We start from the raw sequence: 14183 nt of genomic DNA, 5'->3' as shown, positions 1-14183 counted from the left end.
GGACCCAGGGCCGGTGTTTGGCCCTGTTGGGGCCATTTTATGTTGGGGTTACCGCCGCCCCGGGGGTCCCCCTGAAAAGCCCGGTCGCGGCTGAAGCCGCTCCTACAACACACTGCACCGATTGCAAGAAAACGCGCTAGCGGAAGCGTCGCTCCGTCGCGATATCGTCGTAGAAGGAACGCTCGCTGGCCGCGCGTGCGTCGGCCTGTCAGCATCTGCCAGCGCCAATCCGCTACGGCGCGCGACGCCTGCGCCGATAATCCACGAACTCGAACGCCAGCGCATGCTTGGCATCGGCCGCGTGCGCCTGCCGCGCCACGACCTCCCACTGCGCCGGATCGAACGCCGGGAAATGCGCATCGGCGCGCTCGACCAGCGTGTCCACGTGGGTCAGGTACACCATGTCGGCGTACGGCAAGGCCAACGCGAAGATGTCGCCGCCGCCGATCACCGAAAGTTCTTCCGCCCCGCTCGCCCGGACCACTTCGATCGCCGCCTGTAGCGAATCGACCGCCTGCATGCCCTCGAACGGCACCTGCCCCGAGCGCGTCATCACCAGATTCAAGCGCCCGGGCAGCGCGCGGCCCAGCGACTGCGCGGTCTTGCGTCCCATCAGCACCGGCTTGCCCAGGGTCAGCGCCTTGAAGCGCTTCAGGTCGTCCGGCAAGCGCCACGGCAGGTCGTTATCGCGGCCGATGGCGTTGGCGCGGTCGAGCGCGGCGACCAAGTTGAGCCGGAGCTCGGGACTTCTGAACTGGAACTCGTCAACATCCGTCCCCGCCGATACCACGGCTTTTTCCGAGTCCCGAGTCCCGAGTCCCGAGTCCCGGCAATTCATACCGCCACCGGCGCCTTGATCGCCGGATGCGGATCGTAGCCCTCGATCGCGATATCGTCGTAGGTGAAGCCGAACAGGTCGGTGACCGCGGGATTCAGGCGCAGCGTCGGCAACGGCCGCGGCGTGCGCGCCAGCTGTTCGCGCGCCTGCTCGTAGTGGTTCGAATACAGGTGCGCGTCGCCCAGCGTGTGCACGAAATCGCCCACGCCCAGGCCGGTGGCCTGCGCCACCATGTGGGTTAGCAGCGCGTAGCTGGCGATGTTGAACGGCACGCCGAGGAAGATGTCGCCGCTGCGCTGGTACAGCTGGCAGCTGAGCTTGCCGTCGACCACGTAGAACTGGAACAGGCTGTGGCACGGCATCAGCGCCATCTGCGGCAATTCCGCCACGTTCCAGGCGCTGATCACCAGCCGCCGCGAATCGGGGTTGCGCTTGATCTCGTCCACCAGCCATTGCATCTGGTCGATCTCGCGGCCGTCGGCGCCGGTCCAGCGCCGCCACTGCTTGCCGTACACCGGGCCGAGCTCGCCCTGCGGGTCGGCCCACTCGTCCCAGATGCTGACCTTGTTGTCCTTGAGGTAGGCGATGTTGGTCTCGCCCTTCAGGAACCACAGCAGCTCGTGCACGATCGAGCGCAGGTGCAGTTTCTTGGTGGTCACCAGCGGGAAGCCGGCGTTGAGGTCGAAGCGCATCTGCCAGCCGAACACGCTGCGCGTGCCGGTGCCGGTGCGGTCGGATTTCTCCGCGCCATGCTCGAGGACGTGGCGCAACAGGTCCAGGTAGGCCTTCATGGCGTCGCGCCCGCCACCACCGGCACCGGCTGCAGCACCGGCGCGCGGCGCGAGCGCCACAGCAGGAACAGGCCGAGCAGGATCAGCGGCGTGCTCAGGATCTGGCCCATGGTCAGCCACTGGAACGCCAGGTAGCCGATCGGCGCATCCGGCACACGCACGAACTCCACCGCGAAGCGGAACACGCCATACAGCAGCGCGAACATGCCGGACACGGCATAGCGCGCGCGCGGCCGCAGCGAGAACGCCCACAGCACCACGAACAGCACCAGGCCCTCCAGCACCGCCTCGTACAGCTGCGACGGATGCCGCGCGAACCTGTCCAGCGCGCCGCTGGCGTACTGCGCCTGGATCTGCGCCAACGGCACGTCCTGCAGTTCCGGCGTATGCGGGAAGATCACGCCCCAGCCGGCGTCGGTGAACTTGCCCCACAGCTCGCCGCCGACGAAATTGCCGACGCGGCCGAAGCCCAGGCCCAGCGGCACCAGCGGCGCGACGAAATCCATGGTGTCGAAGAAGTGCAGGCGCGACTTGCGCGACCACCAGGCCGCGGCCACCAGCACGCCGATCAGGCCGCCGTGGAAGCTCATGCCACCGTCCCAGACCTTGAAGATCAGCAGCGGGTTGGCCAGGAAATCGCCCAGCGCGTAGAACAGCATGTAGCCGATGCGGCCGCCGAGCACCACGCCGAGCATCGCGTAGAACAGCAGGTCGGAGAACCCGTCCATGTCCACGCCGGGCAGGCGGCCGGCGCGGATGCGGCGGCGTCCCAGCCACCAGGCCGACGCAAAGGCGGCCAGGTACATCAGCCCATACCAATGCACCTTCACCGGGCCGAGCGAGAAAGCGATGGGGTCGATCTGGTGGAGATAGGTCATGCGGAGGACGTCGGCCGGAGGGCGAAGGTCGCCTATTCTGCCATCGGCGCCGGTCACTACCGTGGTCTGGGTCGACTTGGACTGCACTAGGCTTCATCTGCCGGCAGGCGCAAGCGTCTGCCATCGGCGCCGGCTACTACTGTGGTCCAGGTCGACTTGGACGGCGCTCCCCTTCATCTGCCGGCAGGCGCACGCGTCTGCCACCGGCGCCGGCCACTACCGTGGTCTAGGCCGACTTGGACTGCGCCAGGCTTCATCTGCCGGCAGGCGCACGCGTCTGCCATCGGCGCCGGCCACTACCGTGGTCTGGGTCGACTTGGACTGCGCCAGGCTTCATCTGCCGGGAGGCGCACGCGTCTGCCACCGGCGCCGGTCGCTACCGTGGTCTGGGTCGACTTGGACTGCGCCAGGCTTCATCTGCCGGCAGGCGCGAGCGTCTGCCATCGGCACCCACTACTGGCGCGGTCGCGATCGACACGGACGGCGCCACGCTTCATCTGCAGACAGGCGCACCACCGCGGCACGTCGTGCCCCGCCGGCGCTCAATCCAGCCGCTGCGGCCGGTTCGGCAGTTCGTCGTGCCCGGCCTGGCCGGGCTGCGCCGGAAAATGCGCGGCCAGCAGCGCCGACACCGCCGCCACCCCGGCGATCACCGCCTGCTCGGGCTGGCCGGCGCGCATGTCGCGTTCGATCAGTGCGCAGACCTCGCGCCATTGCGCCTCGTCCACGCGCGCGCGCAGGCCGCGGTCGGCCACGATCTCGATGCGGTGGTCGGCCAGCAGCAGGTAGATCAGCACGCCGTTGTTGGCCTCGGTGTCCCAGGTCCGCAACTGCGCGAAGACCTGCTCGGCGCGCGTGCGCGGCGCCATGCCGCGCAGCAGCGCCGCCGGCGCCAGCGCCGATTCGACCGCGAACATCACCTGCCCGCGATGCAGCCGCTCGCCGTCGGCGATCGCCGCGCCGATGCGCTCCAGGCTGGCGTCCGGGAACAGGCTGCGCGCCGCCGGCGCGAACAGATGACGGAGCAATCGCATCACCAACTCCCCGAGGCGCCACCGCCTCCCGAACTGCCGCCGCCACCGCCCCAGCCGCCGCCACCGCCGCCGAAGCCACCACCACCACCGAAACCGCCACCGCCGAAACCGCCGAAGCCGCCACCGAAACCGCCGCCACCCCAGCCACCGCCACCGGCAGAGCGGCCGGGAGAGACGCCCGACAACAGCCCCAGCACCAGCCCGATCGCGCCGGTCAGCGCGCCGACGAACAGCGACAGGCTCAGCAGCAGGCCCACGCCACCGCCGGCGACCGCCGCCAGCACGCCGCGCAGCGGCCGCGGCGCGCGCGCGAACAGCAGCTGCGCGACGATCGCGGCAAACAGACCGGCGAAGAAGCCCAGCGGCAGCCTGCCGCCGGAGCGCGATTCGGACGCGTGGGTGCTCACCGGTGCCGGCAGCTGTTCGCCATCGATCAGCTTGACCAGCATCGCGGTGGCTTCGGCGATGCCGCCGGCGTAGTCGCCGGCGCGGAACCGCGGCGCCAGGTACTCCTGAATGATGCGGTTGGCGGTGGCATCGGGAATGGCGCCTTCCAGGCCGTAGCCGGGCTGGATGCGCACGCGCCGGTCGTCCTTGGCCACCACCAGCAGCACGCCGTCGTCCACGCCCTTGCGGCCGATCTTCCACGTGTCGAACACGCGCTGGGTGTATTGCTCGATCGTCTCCGGCGCGGTGCTGGCGATCACCAGCACCTGCAACTGGCTGCCCTTGCGCTGCTGCAGCTGCACCGCCTGCTGCTCCAGCGCAAGGCGCTGGGTCGGCTGCAAGGTACCGGTGGTGTCGACCACCGGCGTGTTCAGCGGCGGGATCGGCGCCTCGCCGGCCGCCTGCGCCCAGGCCAGCAGCGGCAGCAGCAGCGCCAACAGCAGCACCCTGATCCAGGCAGGCCAGCCGCGGCGCGCATGGCGCTGGCGGATCGTCGCATCGCTCATTGCAGACTCCTGCCGGCGCGATCGCGCGGCGGCATCGAAGGGAGGGAACCGCAGCGGCGGCGCGACCAGGCACCCGGCGGCCGCTGCGTGCGGCCAGTCTCGCTGCAGCACTTGGCCGCAGGCCGCAACCCGGGCCGGCGTGCAGCGCTGCCCGGTCGGCGGCGCTGCACGCTGCGCTTACTGCGCCGGTGCCGGCTGCGGCGCCTGCTGCGGCTGCGCGGGCTGGCCACCGAAATTCACCGCCGGCGCCTCGGAGATCTGCGCCTCGTTGGCCACGGAGAAGTTCGGCTTTTCCTTGTAGCCGAAGATCTTCGAGGTGATCACCTGCGGGAACGAGCGGATGAAGGTGTTGTAGTCCTGCACCGCCTGGATGTAGCGGCCGCGGGCCACGGTGATGCGGTTCTCGGTGCCTTCCAGCTGCGCCTGCAGATCGCGGAACGACTGGTCGGACTTGAGGTTGGGATAGTTCTCGGTCACCACCAGCAGCCGCGACAGCGCGCTGGACAGCTCGCCCTGCGCCTGCTGGAACTGCTGCAGCGAGGCCGCGTCGTCGGCATTGACCTGGACCTGGCCGACCCGCGAACGCGCATTGGTCACGTCGGTCAGCACCTGGCGCTCCTGGTCGGCGTAGCCCTTGACCGTGTTGACCAGGTTCGGGATCAGGTCGGCGCGGCGCTTGTACTGGTTCAGCACCTCGGACCAGCCGGCCTTGACCGCCTCGTCCTTCTGCTGGATCGCGTTATAGCCGCAACCGGACAACAGCGCCGCCACGGCGACGAGGAACAACGAGCGGGACAACAGGCGCATGGCGCTCTCCGGCGTAAAGACAGGGCGCAGCTTGCCACGCCCTCCGTGAAAACGCAGCGTCTGCGGACGCGTCAGCCGCTCACCACCTGCCGGCACCGGGCACGTGATGGGCCGCCGCGCGGCGGCGCATCAGCAGGTTCAGCCATTCCACCAGCACCGAGAAGCCCATCGCCGCGTAGATGTAGGGCTTGGGCACGTGCACTTCGAAGCCGTCCAGGATCAGCACCACGCCGATCATCAGGATGAACGCCAGCGCCAGCATCTTCACCGTCGGGTTGGCGTCGATGAAACGGCCCAACGGGTTCGCCGCCAGCAGCATCACCGCCACCGCCAGCAGCACCGCCGCGACCATCACCGGGATGTGCTGGGCCATGCCGACCGCGGTGATCACCGAGTCCAGCGAGAACACGATGTCGATCACCGCGATCTGCGCGATCACCATCCAGAACACGCCCGAGGCCTTGCTGGTGGTGGGATCGGCGTCTTCGCCGCCGGTGATCATCTCGCGGATTTCCATCCCGCCCTTCACCAGCAGGAACAGGCCGCCGACGATCAGCACCAGGTCGCGCACCGAGAAGCCCATGCCGGCCACGCTGAACAGCTCGCCCTGCATCCGCGCCAGGAACGCCAGCGACACCAGCAGCGCGATGCGGGTCAGGCATGCCACCGCGATGCCGAACTTGCGCGCCGCCGGGCGTTGCGCTTCCGGCAGCTTGCCCACCGCGATGGAGATGAACACCAGGTTGTCGATGCCCAGCACGATTTCCAACGCGCTCAGCGTCAGCAGCGTCAGCCAGGTGTTGGGATCGGCGAGAAACTCAAGGGCCATGGAGTCGAATCCTTAATCGGTCAAAAGAAAAGCGGTGGTCACAGCACGCGCGGCAGCAGGATCAGGCCCCAGCACAGCACGACGTTGGCCAGCATCAACAGCACCGCGGCCGAGCCCATGTCCTTGGCGCGACCGGCCAGTTCGTGGTGCTCCGGCCCGTAGCGCTCGATCACCGCCTCGATCGCGGAATTGAGCAGCTCCACCGCCAGCACCAGCAACAGCGAGCCGATCATCAGCGCCTGCTGCACCGGCCCCTGCCCCAGCCACAGCGCCAGCGGCGCCAGCAGCACGAACAGGCACACCTCCAGCCGGAACGAGGACTCGTGCAGCCAGGCCGCGCGCAGGCCCTGGTAGGACCAGCGCAGCGCCATCAGCATCCGGCGCGGTCCGCGCGGCAGGTGCCCGAATTGGTCGGCCATGCGTCAGGCCCGGCCTGGGGAACGAAGACGCGACGGCGACGGCCGGAAGGGAACGGTCATGGGCGATGGCGAAGCGGGCTAGGCGCCAATTTTGCCACAAGCCCCCGTCCGCCGCTGCGCGCGGCCGCGGCAGGCGCCGGATTTGCCTGCGGCGCGGCGCCTGCGGCACCATCGCCGCTCCCGTCGCAATTGGAGGCGCCCTCATGCCCCGTTCGCCGCTGCGCGCTGCGCTGCTCGCCACCTGCCTGTTCCTGCTGGGCCTGCATTCGGCCCTGGCGCTCACGCCGGCCGCCACGCCGAAGATTCCCGAACAGGTCTCCAACCCGGCCTGGGAAGAGGACATGCAGCGCTTCGCCCAGGCCGACGCCGCGCATCCGCCCAAGCCCGGCGGGGTGCTGTTCGTCGGCAGCTCCTCGATCCGCTTCTGGCAATCGCTGGCCAGCGATTTCCCCGGCGTGGACACGCTCAACCGCGGCTTCGGCGGCTCGGAGATCCGCGACAGCACCTGGTATGCCGACCGCGTCGTGGTGCCGTACAAGCCGCGCCTGATCGTGTTCTATGCCGGCGACAACGACCTCAACAGCGGACGCAGCCCGCAGCAGCTGCACGAGGACTTCCTCGCCTTCGTGACGCGGGTGCGCCGCGATCTGCCGGGCGTGCGCATCGCCTACCTGGCGATCAAGCCCAGCCCGGCGCGCGCCGCGCTGCTGCCGAAAGTCACCGAGGCCAACGCGCTGATCCGCAAAGCGGCCAAAGGGCTGAAGCAGGTGGAGTTCATCGACGTGTACACGCCGATGCTCGGCAAGGATGGGCAGCCGCGCGCCGAACTGTTCGGCCCGGACCAGTTGCACATGAACGCGACCGGCTATGCGCTGTGGCGCGACATCGTGCGGCCGTACCTCAAGCGCTGAGCGCGCTGCACTGACGCCGACGATTCAGGCGAGGCGATCCGGCCGCTCACTTGACCGGATCGAACCTGACCGTGGCAGTGGTGCCACCGCCCTCGGCGCTCTCCAGCCCGATCCGCCAGCCGAAGCGCTCGCACAGCCGGCGCACGATCGACAGGCCCAGCCCGGTGCCCTGCGGGCGGTCCGGTTCGGCGCGGAAGAACGGTTCGAAGGCGCGCTGCAGCGCTTCGGCGGACATGCCGATGCCGGTGTCGCGGATGCTGATGCGGTCGGTGCCGATCTCGACCTCGATGCTGCCGGCGTCGGTATAGCTGCAGGCGTTGCGCAGCAGGTTGCTGACCACCACGTGCAGCACCCGCGGCGGCGCATGCAGGCGGGCGACGGTGAGTACCTTGACGGTCAGGGTCACCGGCTTGCCGGTCAGCAGCTCGCGCGCGTTCTCGGCCTCGTACTCGACCACGTCGGCGACCTCGAAGGTCTCGCTCTGCGGCACCACGTCCGCTTCGCGCGCCAGGATCAGGAATGCGTCGATCACCGCCTCCATGTCGCGGCCGGCGCGCTGGATGCGCTGCAGGCTGCGGCCCAGCCGCGGCGGCAGGTCCGGATCGGTCATCGCGATGTCGCTGGCGACGCGGATCACGGTCAGCGGCGTGCGCAGTTCGTGGCTGGCGTCGCGGGTGAAATTGCGCTCGCGCGAGACGTGGTCGGTGACGCGCAGGGCCAGCGCATGCAGCGCCGCAGCCAGTTGCCGCGATTCGCCCTGCACGTCGGCCGGCAGGTTTTCCGGCGCCAGGTCGGCGGTGGACGGATGCCGCGGATCCCATTGCGACACGCGCCGCGCCAGCCAGTTCACCGGCGACAGCAGGCGCCGCGAGGCGCGGTGGGTCAGCCAGCCGACCACCACCACCGCGATCAGGGTCAGCAGCGCCGGCACGATGCCGAACCAGAAGGCCAGCCGCTGCGCCTGCGCCCGCAGGAACACCAGGTACAGACGCCCCTGCTCGGTCTCCTCGACCAGCACCATCTCGCCGCCGGGGCGGTTCTCGTGCATGCCCGGGGCGAGGCCGCGCAGGTTGGCCGGCAGCGCGGCGTCCGACTGCCCGGGCGACACCAGATAACCGCGCAAGGTATGGCTGTTGGGCGGCGGCTGCGACGGCGTTTGCGCATGCAGGCGCCAGTAGTGCGCGGCTTCCTGGCGCATCACCGAGCCCACCAGCGAATGCTGCACCACCGCTACCACCAGATAGCTGCCCAACGCGACGATGCATCCGGCGAACAGGATGCGGGCGATCAGGGCAAGGCGGATTTTGCGCGGCAAACCGTGCGGCATTACAGCTTCCGTGTTCTTTCGCCGCGATTATAGGCGGGCGGATCGTGAATCCGCCGTGCAAGCAGGCCCCGTTCCTGGGGCCTGTCGCGTGGCAAACCAGGGACCGCTCAACTCATCGGTTGCGCGATGTCGGCGATGCGGTAACCGGCGCTCTGCACGGTGTGCAGCAGCGGCCGGTCGAACGGCTTGTCGATGATCTTGCGCAGGTTGTACAGATGGCTGCGCAGCGTGTCCGAGTCGGGCAGGCCGTTGCCCCAGATCTCGCGCTCGATCTCCTGGCGGGTGACCACGCGCGGCGATTCGCGCATCAGGATGGTCAGCAGGCGCAGGCCGATCGGCGACAGCTGCAGCTCGGTGCCGGCGCGGGTGGCGCGCATGCTCACCGGATCCAGCACCAGGTCGGCCACCTTCAGCACTTCCGAGCCGACCTGGCGGCGCTCGCGGCGGATCAGCGCACGCAGGCGCGCTTCCAGTTCCTGGATCGCGAACGGCTTGGTCAGGTAGTCGTCGGCACCGAAGCCCAGGCCGGTGAGCTTGTCGTCGAGCGTGTCGCGCGCGGTCAACATCAGCACCGGCGTGGACTTGCGCGCGTCGTTGCGCAGACGGCGGCACACCTCGATGCCGTCCAGGCGCGGCAGCATCAGGTCCAGCACCACCACGTCGTAGCTGTTCTCCGCGGCCAGGCGATACCCGTCCAGGCCGTCGCAGGCGTAATCCACTTCGAATCCGCGGCCTTCCAGGTACTCGCCGATCATCTCGGAGATATTGCGGTTGTCCTCGACGACCAGAACGAGTCCGGAGGTTTCCTTGGTCTGACGCATAGAGCTTCCTCAGTCTTCAGCTTTGTGAAACATGCCGGAAGCGAAGTGGTGATGGCGTGAAGAGCGCTTCATCTGCCTGACCGGCGCGAAAATCACCCGCCGATCAAGGGCTTGAGCTTGGGCCACACGTTGTCCAGCACCTTCGGCTGGCCGGCGGCGGTGGGATGCAGGCCGTCGTCCTGCATCAGCGCCGGGTTCAGCGCCACGCCCTCCAGCAGGAACGGCAACAGCCCGGTCTGGTACTGCTTGGCCAGGTCCGCGTAGATCGCGCGCAGCCGCTGCCGGTAGGCCGGCCCGTAGTTCGGCGGCACGTCGATGCCCAGCAGCAGCACCTTGGCGCCGGCGTCGCGGCTGAGCACGATCATCTTTTCCAGGTTGCCGCGCAGCTCGGCCGGGGTCAGTCCGCGCAGCGCGTCGTTGCCGCCGAGTTCGATCACCACCACCGCCGGCCGGTGCTTCTGCAGCAGCCCCGGCAGCCGGGTCAGCGCGCCCGAAGAGGTCTCGCCGCTGATGCTGGCATTGACTACGGCCGGTGGCGCCTGCATCTGTTGTTGCAGGCGGCGCTCCAGCAGCGCCACCCAGCCGGACTGGACCGGGATGTTGTGCGCAGCGCTGAGGCTGTCGCCGACCACCAGAATCGGGCCCGTCGCACCTTTGGCACAGGCGATGGCGGGCAACAGCAGACACCATGCCAAGCAGGCCAGGACCCAGGCGCTGCGCGCCCAGGCCGGCGTTCCTTTCGTATCGTTGCCACGCATCCGGAGATTTCCTCATCGACAGTCTGGCCCCCACTCCCCGCACCGGCATCGCGATCGACGTACGCGATGTCGGCAAATCCGTCAGCGGACCGGAGGGCACGGTCCACATTCTCGACAAGGTCGGATTGACCGTCGGTGAAGGCGACAGCGTCGCCATCGTCGGCGCCTCCGGTTCCGGCAAGACCACCCTGCTCGGCCTGCTCGCCGGGCTGGACCTGCCGACCCGGGGCGAGATCGTCCTGGCCGGGCAGTCGCTCAACGCGCTGGACGAGGAAGCCCGCGCGGCCTTGCGCGCGCGCGAAGTCGGCTTCGTGTTCCAGAGCTTCCATCTGCTGCCGTCGCTGACCGCGGCGGAAAACATCGCGCTACCGCTGGAACTGGCCGGGCGCGAGGATCCGGCGCGGGTGCGCGAGGTGCTGGAAGCGGTCGGGCTGACCGCGCGGGCCCGGCACTACCCACGGCAGCTGTCCGGCGGCGAGCAGCAGCGCGTGGCGCTGGCGCGCGCGTTCGTGGCGCGGCCGCGGATCCTGTTCGCCGACGAACCCACCGGCAGCCTGGACCAGGCCACCGGCCAGCAGATCAGCGACCTGCTGTTCGCGCTCAACGCCGGCAGCGACACCACCCTGGTGCTGGTCACCCACGATCTGCGCCTGGCGCAACGCTGCGAGCACCGCTACCGGCTCGACCGCGGGCGCCTGGGCGTGTCCGAAGCGGTGGCCGAGGCATGAACGTACTGCGCCACGCCGCGCGCGCGCTGCGCCGCGAACTGTTCGCCGGCGACCTGCTGACCGTGTTCGCCGCGCTGGTGCTGGGCGTGGCGGTGATGACCGCGGTCGGCACCCTGGTCGATCGCGTGACCCTGGCGCTGACCGGCAGCGCCGCCGAGGTGATCGGCGGCGATCTCGGCGTCACCGGGCGCCAGGACATCCCCGACGCGTTCGCCGCCGAAGCGCAGCGCCGCGGCGTGCGCCATACGCGCCTGGTCAGCTTTCCCAGCGTGCTGTTCCATGGCGACGCCAGCCAGATGGCCAACATCAAGGCGGTCGCCGCCGGCTACCCGTTGCGCGGCGAACTGCTGGTCGCGCGCGACGCCGCCGGCGCCGGCAGCGAGCGCGCCGGCCCGCCGCCGCGCGGCCAGGCCTACGCCGACCCGCGCCTGCTCGAGGCGCTGGGGCTGAAGCTCGGCGACGACCTGGAATTCGGCGCCGGCAGCTTGCGCGTGACCCGGGTGCTGCGCGCCGAGCCGGACGCATCGGGCGAGCTGATGCAGCTGTCGCCGCCGCTGCTGGTCAACCGCGCCGACGTCGACGCCGCCGGCCTGCTCGGCCCCGGCAGCCGCGCCTCCTACAGGCTGATGTTCGCCGGTGCGCCGGGCGAGATCGCCGCGCTGCGCGAATGGCTGGCGCCGCGCGCCAAGGCGTTCCGCCTGGTCGGCATCGAGGACACCCAGCGCGGCGTGCGCGGCGCCTTCGACCGCGCCGGCCGCTTCCTGGCCCTGGCCGCATTGCTGGCGGTGCTGCTGGCCGGCGTCGCCACCGCGCTGGCGGCCAACCGCTTCGCGCTGCGCCGCATCGACAACGTCGCCGTGCTGCGCTGCCTGGGCGCGCGCCAGCGCGACATCCTCGGCGCGCTGGCGCTGCAGTTGCTGCTGCTGGCGATCCCGGCCTGCGCGCTCGGCGTGGGCCTGGGCATGCTGGCGCAGATCGGCCTGGTCGAGGCGCTGGGCAGCCTGATCCCGAACCGGCTGCCACTGCCGCAGGCGACCCCGGCGCTGGCCGGCGCCGGCATCGGCCTGTTGCTGCTGCTCGGCTTCGGCCTGCCGCCGCTGCTGCGGCTGCGCAACGTGCCGCCGATGCGCGTGCTCAACCGCAGCTTCGCCGCGCTGCCGCCGACCTCGCTGCTGGTCTACGCCGCCGCGCTGGTCGCCACCGTGGTGCTGGCGGTGTACGCCACCGGCGATGGCCTGCTCGCGGCCTGGGTGCTGGGCGGGCTGACCCTGCTGGCCGCGCTCGCCGCGGCGGTCGGCGGTTTGCTGCTGGCCCTGCTGCGCAGGCTGCAGTCGCGCCTGCGCGGGCCGTGGAAGCTGGGCCTGGCCGCGCTGACCCGGCGCCGCGCGCTGAGCGTGGTGCAGTTGGTCGGGCTGTCGCTATCGCTGTGCGCGTTGCTGCTGCTGGCGGTGATCGGGCCGGGTCTGCTTGGCCAGTGGCGCGACCGGCTGCCGGCGGACACGCCGAACTACTTCCTGATGAACATCCAGCCCGACCAGGCCGAGCACGTGCTCGCCACGCTGCGCGGGCTGGGCGTCGCCGACGCGGCGGTGGAGCCGTTCAGCACCGGCAAGCTGGTGGCGATCAACGGCAAGCCGCCGCAGCGCCAGGACCAGGGGCCGGACGACGCCGGCGATGGCGACGGCGTCGACCGGCCGATCAACTTCTCCTGGCGGCACGAATTCCCCGCCGCCAACCGTTTGCTGTCCGGACGTTTCTGGGCTGCCGACAGCACCGCGGCGGAAGCCTCGGTGGAGGAAGCCTGGGCGCAACGCTACGGTCTGAAGCTCGGCGACCGCATCACCCTGCTGCTCGGCGAACAGCAGCGCAGCTTCACCGTGACCAGCATGCGCAAGGCCGACTGGGATTCGTTCCGGGTCAACTTCTTCCTGTTGCTCAACGCCGGTGCGGTGCAGGACGCGCCGTACAACCTGATCTCCGCGTTCCATCTGCCGCGCGGTTCCGCCACGCAGCTGAGCGGGCTCAGCCGCACCTATCCGAACGTGTCGTTGCTGGACATCGACGCGATCCTGGGACGGGTGCGCGAAGTGATCGACCGCGTGGCGCAGGCGGTGCAGCTGGTGATGGGCTTCAGCCTGCTGGCCGGTGCGCTGGTGTTGCTGGCGGCGCTGCAGGCCACCGCCGGCGAGCGCCGCTACGACAGCGCGGTGCTGCGCACGCTGGGCGCGCGCCGCGGCCAGTTGCGCGGCGCGGTGCTGGTCGAGTTCGGCGCGCTCGGCCTGCTCGCGGCGATCCTGGCGGTCGGCGCGGCGGCGGGCATCGGCGTGGTGGTGGCCAGGCAGGCGTTCGAACTGACGCTGTCGCCGCAGTGGCCGGCGCTGCTGCTGGGCGGGGTCGGCGGCGTGCTGCTGAGCCTGCTCGCCGGTTGGTCGGGCACGCGCCGCATCCTGCGCACGCCGCCGGCGCTGGCGCTGCGCGAGAACTGAGCGCGCCGCGGCCGTGTCCGCGGGCCGCGGGCCAGGACGCGCGTGGCCCGCCACGGCAATGCCGGCCACTGCAACGCCGGCAACTTGCCGGCACACGCGGCGCTCCCGTGCACGACGCGGCTGGCCGATGAGCGACACCCGCTGCGCAACGGCGTGCCGTATCTGGCCTGCATCCTGGCCGAGACCCGCAGCGGCCCGTCCTACATCGCGAGCGCGCCGACGCCGCAGGCGCTGGATGGCGTGGGCCGGCGCCTGCGCGAACGCAACAGCGTGCGCGGACACCGGGAAGCTCCAGTCGCGATTCTGGCGGTGCGGTACGAGGAGTGCGAGAACGAACTGGCCGCCTTGCTGCGCGCCGCGGAGATCTCTCGGCTCAGCCATTGCTGGCAGTGCGGCTGATCGAGTCGTTCCATCCGCAGTGGCTGGACCTGAGCGGCATGTCGATCGACTTCCCGCTCATCGTCACCTTGCCCGAGCGCAAGGGCCTGGCTATCACTTGGTGACCAACCTGTAGCTGTCGCCGCCGTGCATTGCCGTGCCGGGTCGTCTATGCCAGACAGCAAAAAGGAAGGCGCCATGCCGGCCGCCTTCCCTCTCCGGCTT

The 14183-nt window shown here is 70.2% G+C and carries 16 protein-coding genes; 5 read left to right on the top strand and 11 right to left on the bottom strand.

Features of this window, described 5'->3' with window-relative positions:
• Window positions 1-232: 232 nt before the first annotated feature.
• From J2Y70_RS10715 to J2Y70_RS10680, 8 genes are all read right to left on the bottom strand, one after another.
• Window positions 233-838 (bottom strand): dihydrofolate reductase, encoded by a 606-nt coding sequence (locus tag J2Y70_RS10715; RefSeq protein ID WP_309917044.1) that lies wholly within the window; start codon window positions 836-838, stop codon window positions 233-235.
• Window positions 835-1629, bottom strand: a complete 795-nt coding sequence (locus J2Y70_RS10710) for a thymidylate synthase (RefSeq protein WP_263397337.1) — start codon at window positions 1627-1629, stop codon at window positions 835-837. Before J2Y70_RS10710 ends, J2Y70_RS10715 begins: the two co-directional genes overlap by 4 nt.
• On the bottom strand, window positions 1626-2507 hold the full coding sequence (gene lgt, locus J2Y70_RS10705; protein ID WP_309917040.1) for a prolipoprotein diacylglyceryl transferase: 882 nt from the start codon (window positions 2505-2507) through the stop codon (window positions 1626-1628). The genes J2Y70_RS10710 and lgt overlap by 4 nt, the downstream gene beginning before the upstream one ends.
• A 542-nt stretch (window positions 2508-3049) precedes the next feature.
• A complete protein-coding gene (locus J2Y70_RS10700; protein WP_309917038.1) occupies window positions 3050-3541 on the bottom strand; it encodes a TPM domain-containing protein in 492 nt (163 codons plus the stop codon).
• Window positions 3541-4494, bottom strand: coding sequence for a TPM domain-containing protein (locus J2Y70_RS10695; RefSeq protein WP_309917035.1), 954 nt, complete (start codon window positions 4492-4494; stop codon window positions 3541-3543). Before J2Y70_RS10695 ends, J2Y70_RS10700 begins: the two co-directional genes overlap by 1 nt.
• Window positions 4495-4671: 177 nt before the next feature.
• Window positions 4672-5301, bottom strand: a complete 630-nt coding sequence (locus J2Y70_RS10690; protein WP_309917032.1) for a LemA family protein — start codon at window positions 5299-5301, stop codon at window positions 4672-4674.
• A 79-nt stretch (window positions 5302-5380) separates the two neighbouring features.
• Window positions 5381-6130 carry a TerC family protein gene (locus tag J2Y70_RS10685; protein WP_309917030.1) on the bottom strand — a complete coding sequence of 250 codons (750 nt, stop codon included), beginning with the start codon at window positions 6128-6130 and terminating at the stop codon, window positions 5381-5383.
• A 38-nt stretch (window positions 6131-6168) separates the two neighbouring features.
• Entirely contained in the window at window positions 6169-6549 is a 381-nt protein-coding gene (locus J2Y70_RS10680; RefSeq protein ID WP_263397331.1) for a diacylglycerol kinase, read from the bottom strand.
• A 203-nt stretch (window positions 6550-6752) separates the two neighbouring features.
• On the opposite strand from J2Y70_RS10680, the gene J2Y70_RS10675 reads away from it, so the two are divergent.
• The gene (locus J2Y70_RS10675) at window positions 6753-7460 is read left to right on the top strand and encodes an SGNH/GDSL hydrolase family protein (protein WP_309917027.1); all 708 of its coding nucleotides are present in this window, start codon (window positions 6753-6755) and stop codon (window positions 7458-7460) included.
• A gap of 46 nt (window positions 7461-7506) precedes the next feature.
• Here the strand turns inward: J2Y70_RS10675 and J2Y70_RS10670 are convergent, their stop codons facing one another.
• From J2Y70_RS10670 to J2Y70_RS10660, 3 genes are all read right to left on the bottom strand, one after another.
• Window positions 7507-8787: a HAMP domain-containing sensor histidine kinase gene (locus J2Y70_RS10670; RefSeq protein WP_309917024.1), complete on the bottom strand. Its 1281-nt coding sequence runs from the start codon at window positions 8785-8787 to the stop codon at window positions 7507-7509.
• Between the two features lie 107 nt (window positions 8788-8894).
• On the bottom strand, window positions 8895-9608 hold the full coding sequence (locus J2Y70_RS10665; RefSeq protein WP_003481607.1) for a response regulator transcription factor: 714 nt from the start codon (window positions 9606-9608) through the stop codon (window positions 8895-8897).
• Window positions 9609-9700: 92 nt separating this feature from the next.
• Window positions 9701-10366 carry an arylesterase gene (locus J2Y70_RS10660; protein WP_309917021.1) on the bottom strand — a complete coding sequence of 222 codons (666 nt, stop codon included), beginning with the start codon at window positions 10364-10366 and terminating at the stop codon, window positions 9701-9703.
• 125 nt (window positions 10367-10491) lie between these two features.
• On the opposite strand from J2Y70_RS10660, the gene J2Y70_RS10655 reads away from it, so the two are divergent.
• From J2Y70_RS10655 to J2Y70_RS10640, 4 genes are read left to right on the top strand one after another with little or no spacing between them, the layout of a single operon-like run.
• A complete protein-coding gene (locus J2Y70_RS10655; RefSeq protein WP_309917017.1) occupies window positions 10492-11094 on the top strand; it encodes an ATP-binding cassette domain-containing protein in 603 nt (200 codons plus the stop codon).
• Window positions 11091-13580 carry an FtsX-like permease family protein gene (locus tag J2Y70_RS10650; protein WP_309917013.1) on the top strand — a complete coding sequence of 830 codons (2490 nt, stop codon included), beginning with the start codon at window positions 11091-11093 and terminating at the stop codon, window positions 13578-13580. The genes J2Y70_RS10655 and J2Y70_RS10650 overlap by 4 nt, the downstream gene beginning before the upstream one ends.
• A gap of 42 nt (window positions 13581-13622) precedes the next feature.
• Entirely contained in the window at window positions 13623-13979 is a 357-nt protein-coding gene (locus J2Y70_RS10645) for a hypothetical protein (RefSeq protein WP_309917010.1), read from the top strand.
• Entirely contained in the window at window positions 13961-14083 is a 123-nt protein-coding gene (locus tag J2Y70_RS10640) for a hypothetical protein (RefSeq protein ID WP_309917007.1), read from the top strand. The genes J2Y70_RS10645 and J2Y70_RS10640 overlap by 19 nt, the downstream gene beginning before the upstream one ends.
• Window positions 14084-14183 lie beyond the last annotated feature (100 nt).

It is taken from the genome of Xanthomonas sp. 1678 (genome assembly GCF_031455575.1).
Classification (GTDB): domain Bacteria; phylum Pseudomonadota; class Gammaproteobacteria; order Xanthomonadales; family Xanthomonadaceae; genus Xanthomonas_A.
The sequence above is the reverse complement of the archived record's forward strand: the minus strand, read 5'-3'. Positions and strand labels throughout refer to the sequence as shown.

Bases quoted from the DNA above. Each gene is read 5' to 3' on its own strand.
- J2Y70_RS10715 (WP_309917044.1), bottom strand. From the start codon at position 838: ATGAATTGCCGGGACTCGGGACTCGGGACTCGGGACTCGGAAAAAGCC.
- J2Y70_RS10710 (WP_263397337.1), bottom strand. From the start codon at position 1,629: ATGAAGGCCTACCTGGACCTGTTGCGCCACGTCCTCGAGCATGGCGCG.
- lgt (WP_309917040.1), bottom strand. From the start codon at position 2,507: ATGACCTATCTCCACCAGATCGACCCCATCGCTTTCTCGCTCGGCCCG.
- J2Y70_RS10700 (WP_309917038.1), bottom strand. From the start codon at position 3,541: ATGCGATTGCTCCGTCATCTGTTCGCGCCGGCGGCGCGCAGCCTGTTC.
- J2Y70_RS10695 (WP_309917035.1), bottom strand. From the start codon at position 4,494: ATGAGCGATGCGACGATCCGCCAGCGCCATGCGCGCCGCGGCTGGCCT.
- J2Y70_RS10690 (WP_309917032.1), bottom strand. From the start codon at position 5,301: ATGCGCCTGTTGTCCCGCTCGTTGTTCCTCGTCGCCGTGGCGGCGCTG.
- J2Y70_RS10685 (WP_309917030.1), bottom strand. From the start codon at position 6,130: ATGGCCCTTGAGTTTCTCGCCGATCCCAACACCTGGCTGACGCTGCTG.
- J2Y70_RS10680 (WP_263397331.1), bottom strand. From the start codon at position 6,549: ATGGCCGACCAATTCGGGCACCTGCCGCGCGGACCGCGCCGGATGCTG.
- J2Y70_RS10675 (WP_309917027.1), top strand. From the start codon at position 6,753: ATGCCCCGTTCGCCGCTGCGCGCTGCGCTGCTCGCCACCTGCCTGTTC.
- J2Y70_RS10670 (WP_309917024.1), bottom strand. From the start codon at position 8,787: ATGCCGCACGGTTTGCCGCGCAAAATCCGCCTTGCCCTGATCGCCCGC.
- J2Y70_RS10665 (WP_003481607.1), bottom strand. From the start codon at position 9,608: ATGCGTCAGACCAAGGAAACCTCCGGACTCGTTCTGGTCGTCGAGGAC.
- J2Y70_RS10660 (WP_309917021.1), bottom strand. From the start codon at position 10,366: ATGCGTGGCAACGATACGAAAGGAACGCCGGCCTGGGCGCGCAGCGCC.
- J2Y70_RS10650 (WP_309917013.1), top strand. From the start codon at position 11,091: ATGAACGTACTGCGCCACGCCGCGCGCGCGCTGCGCCGCGAACTGTTC.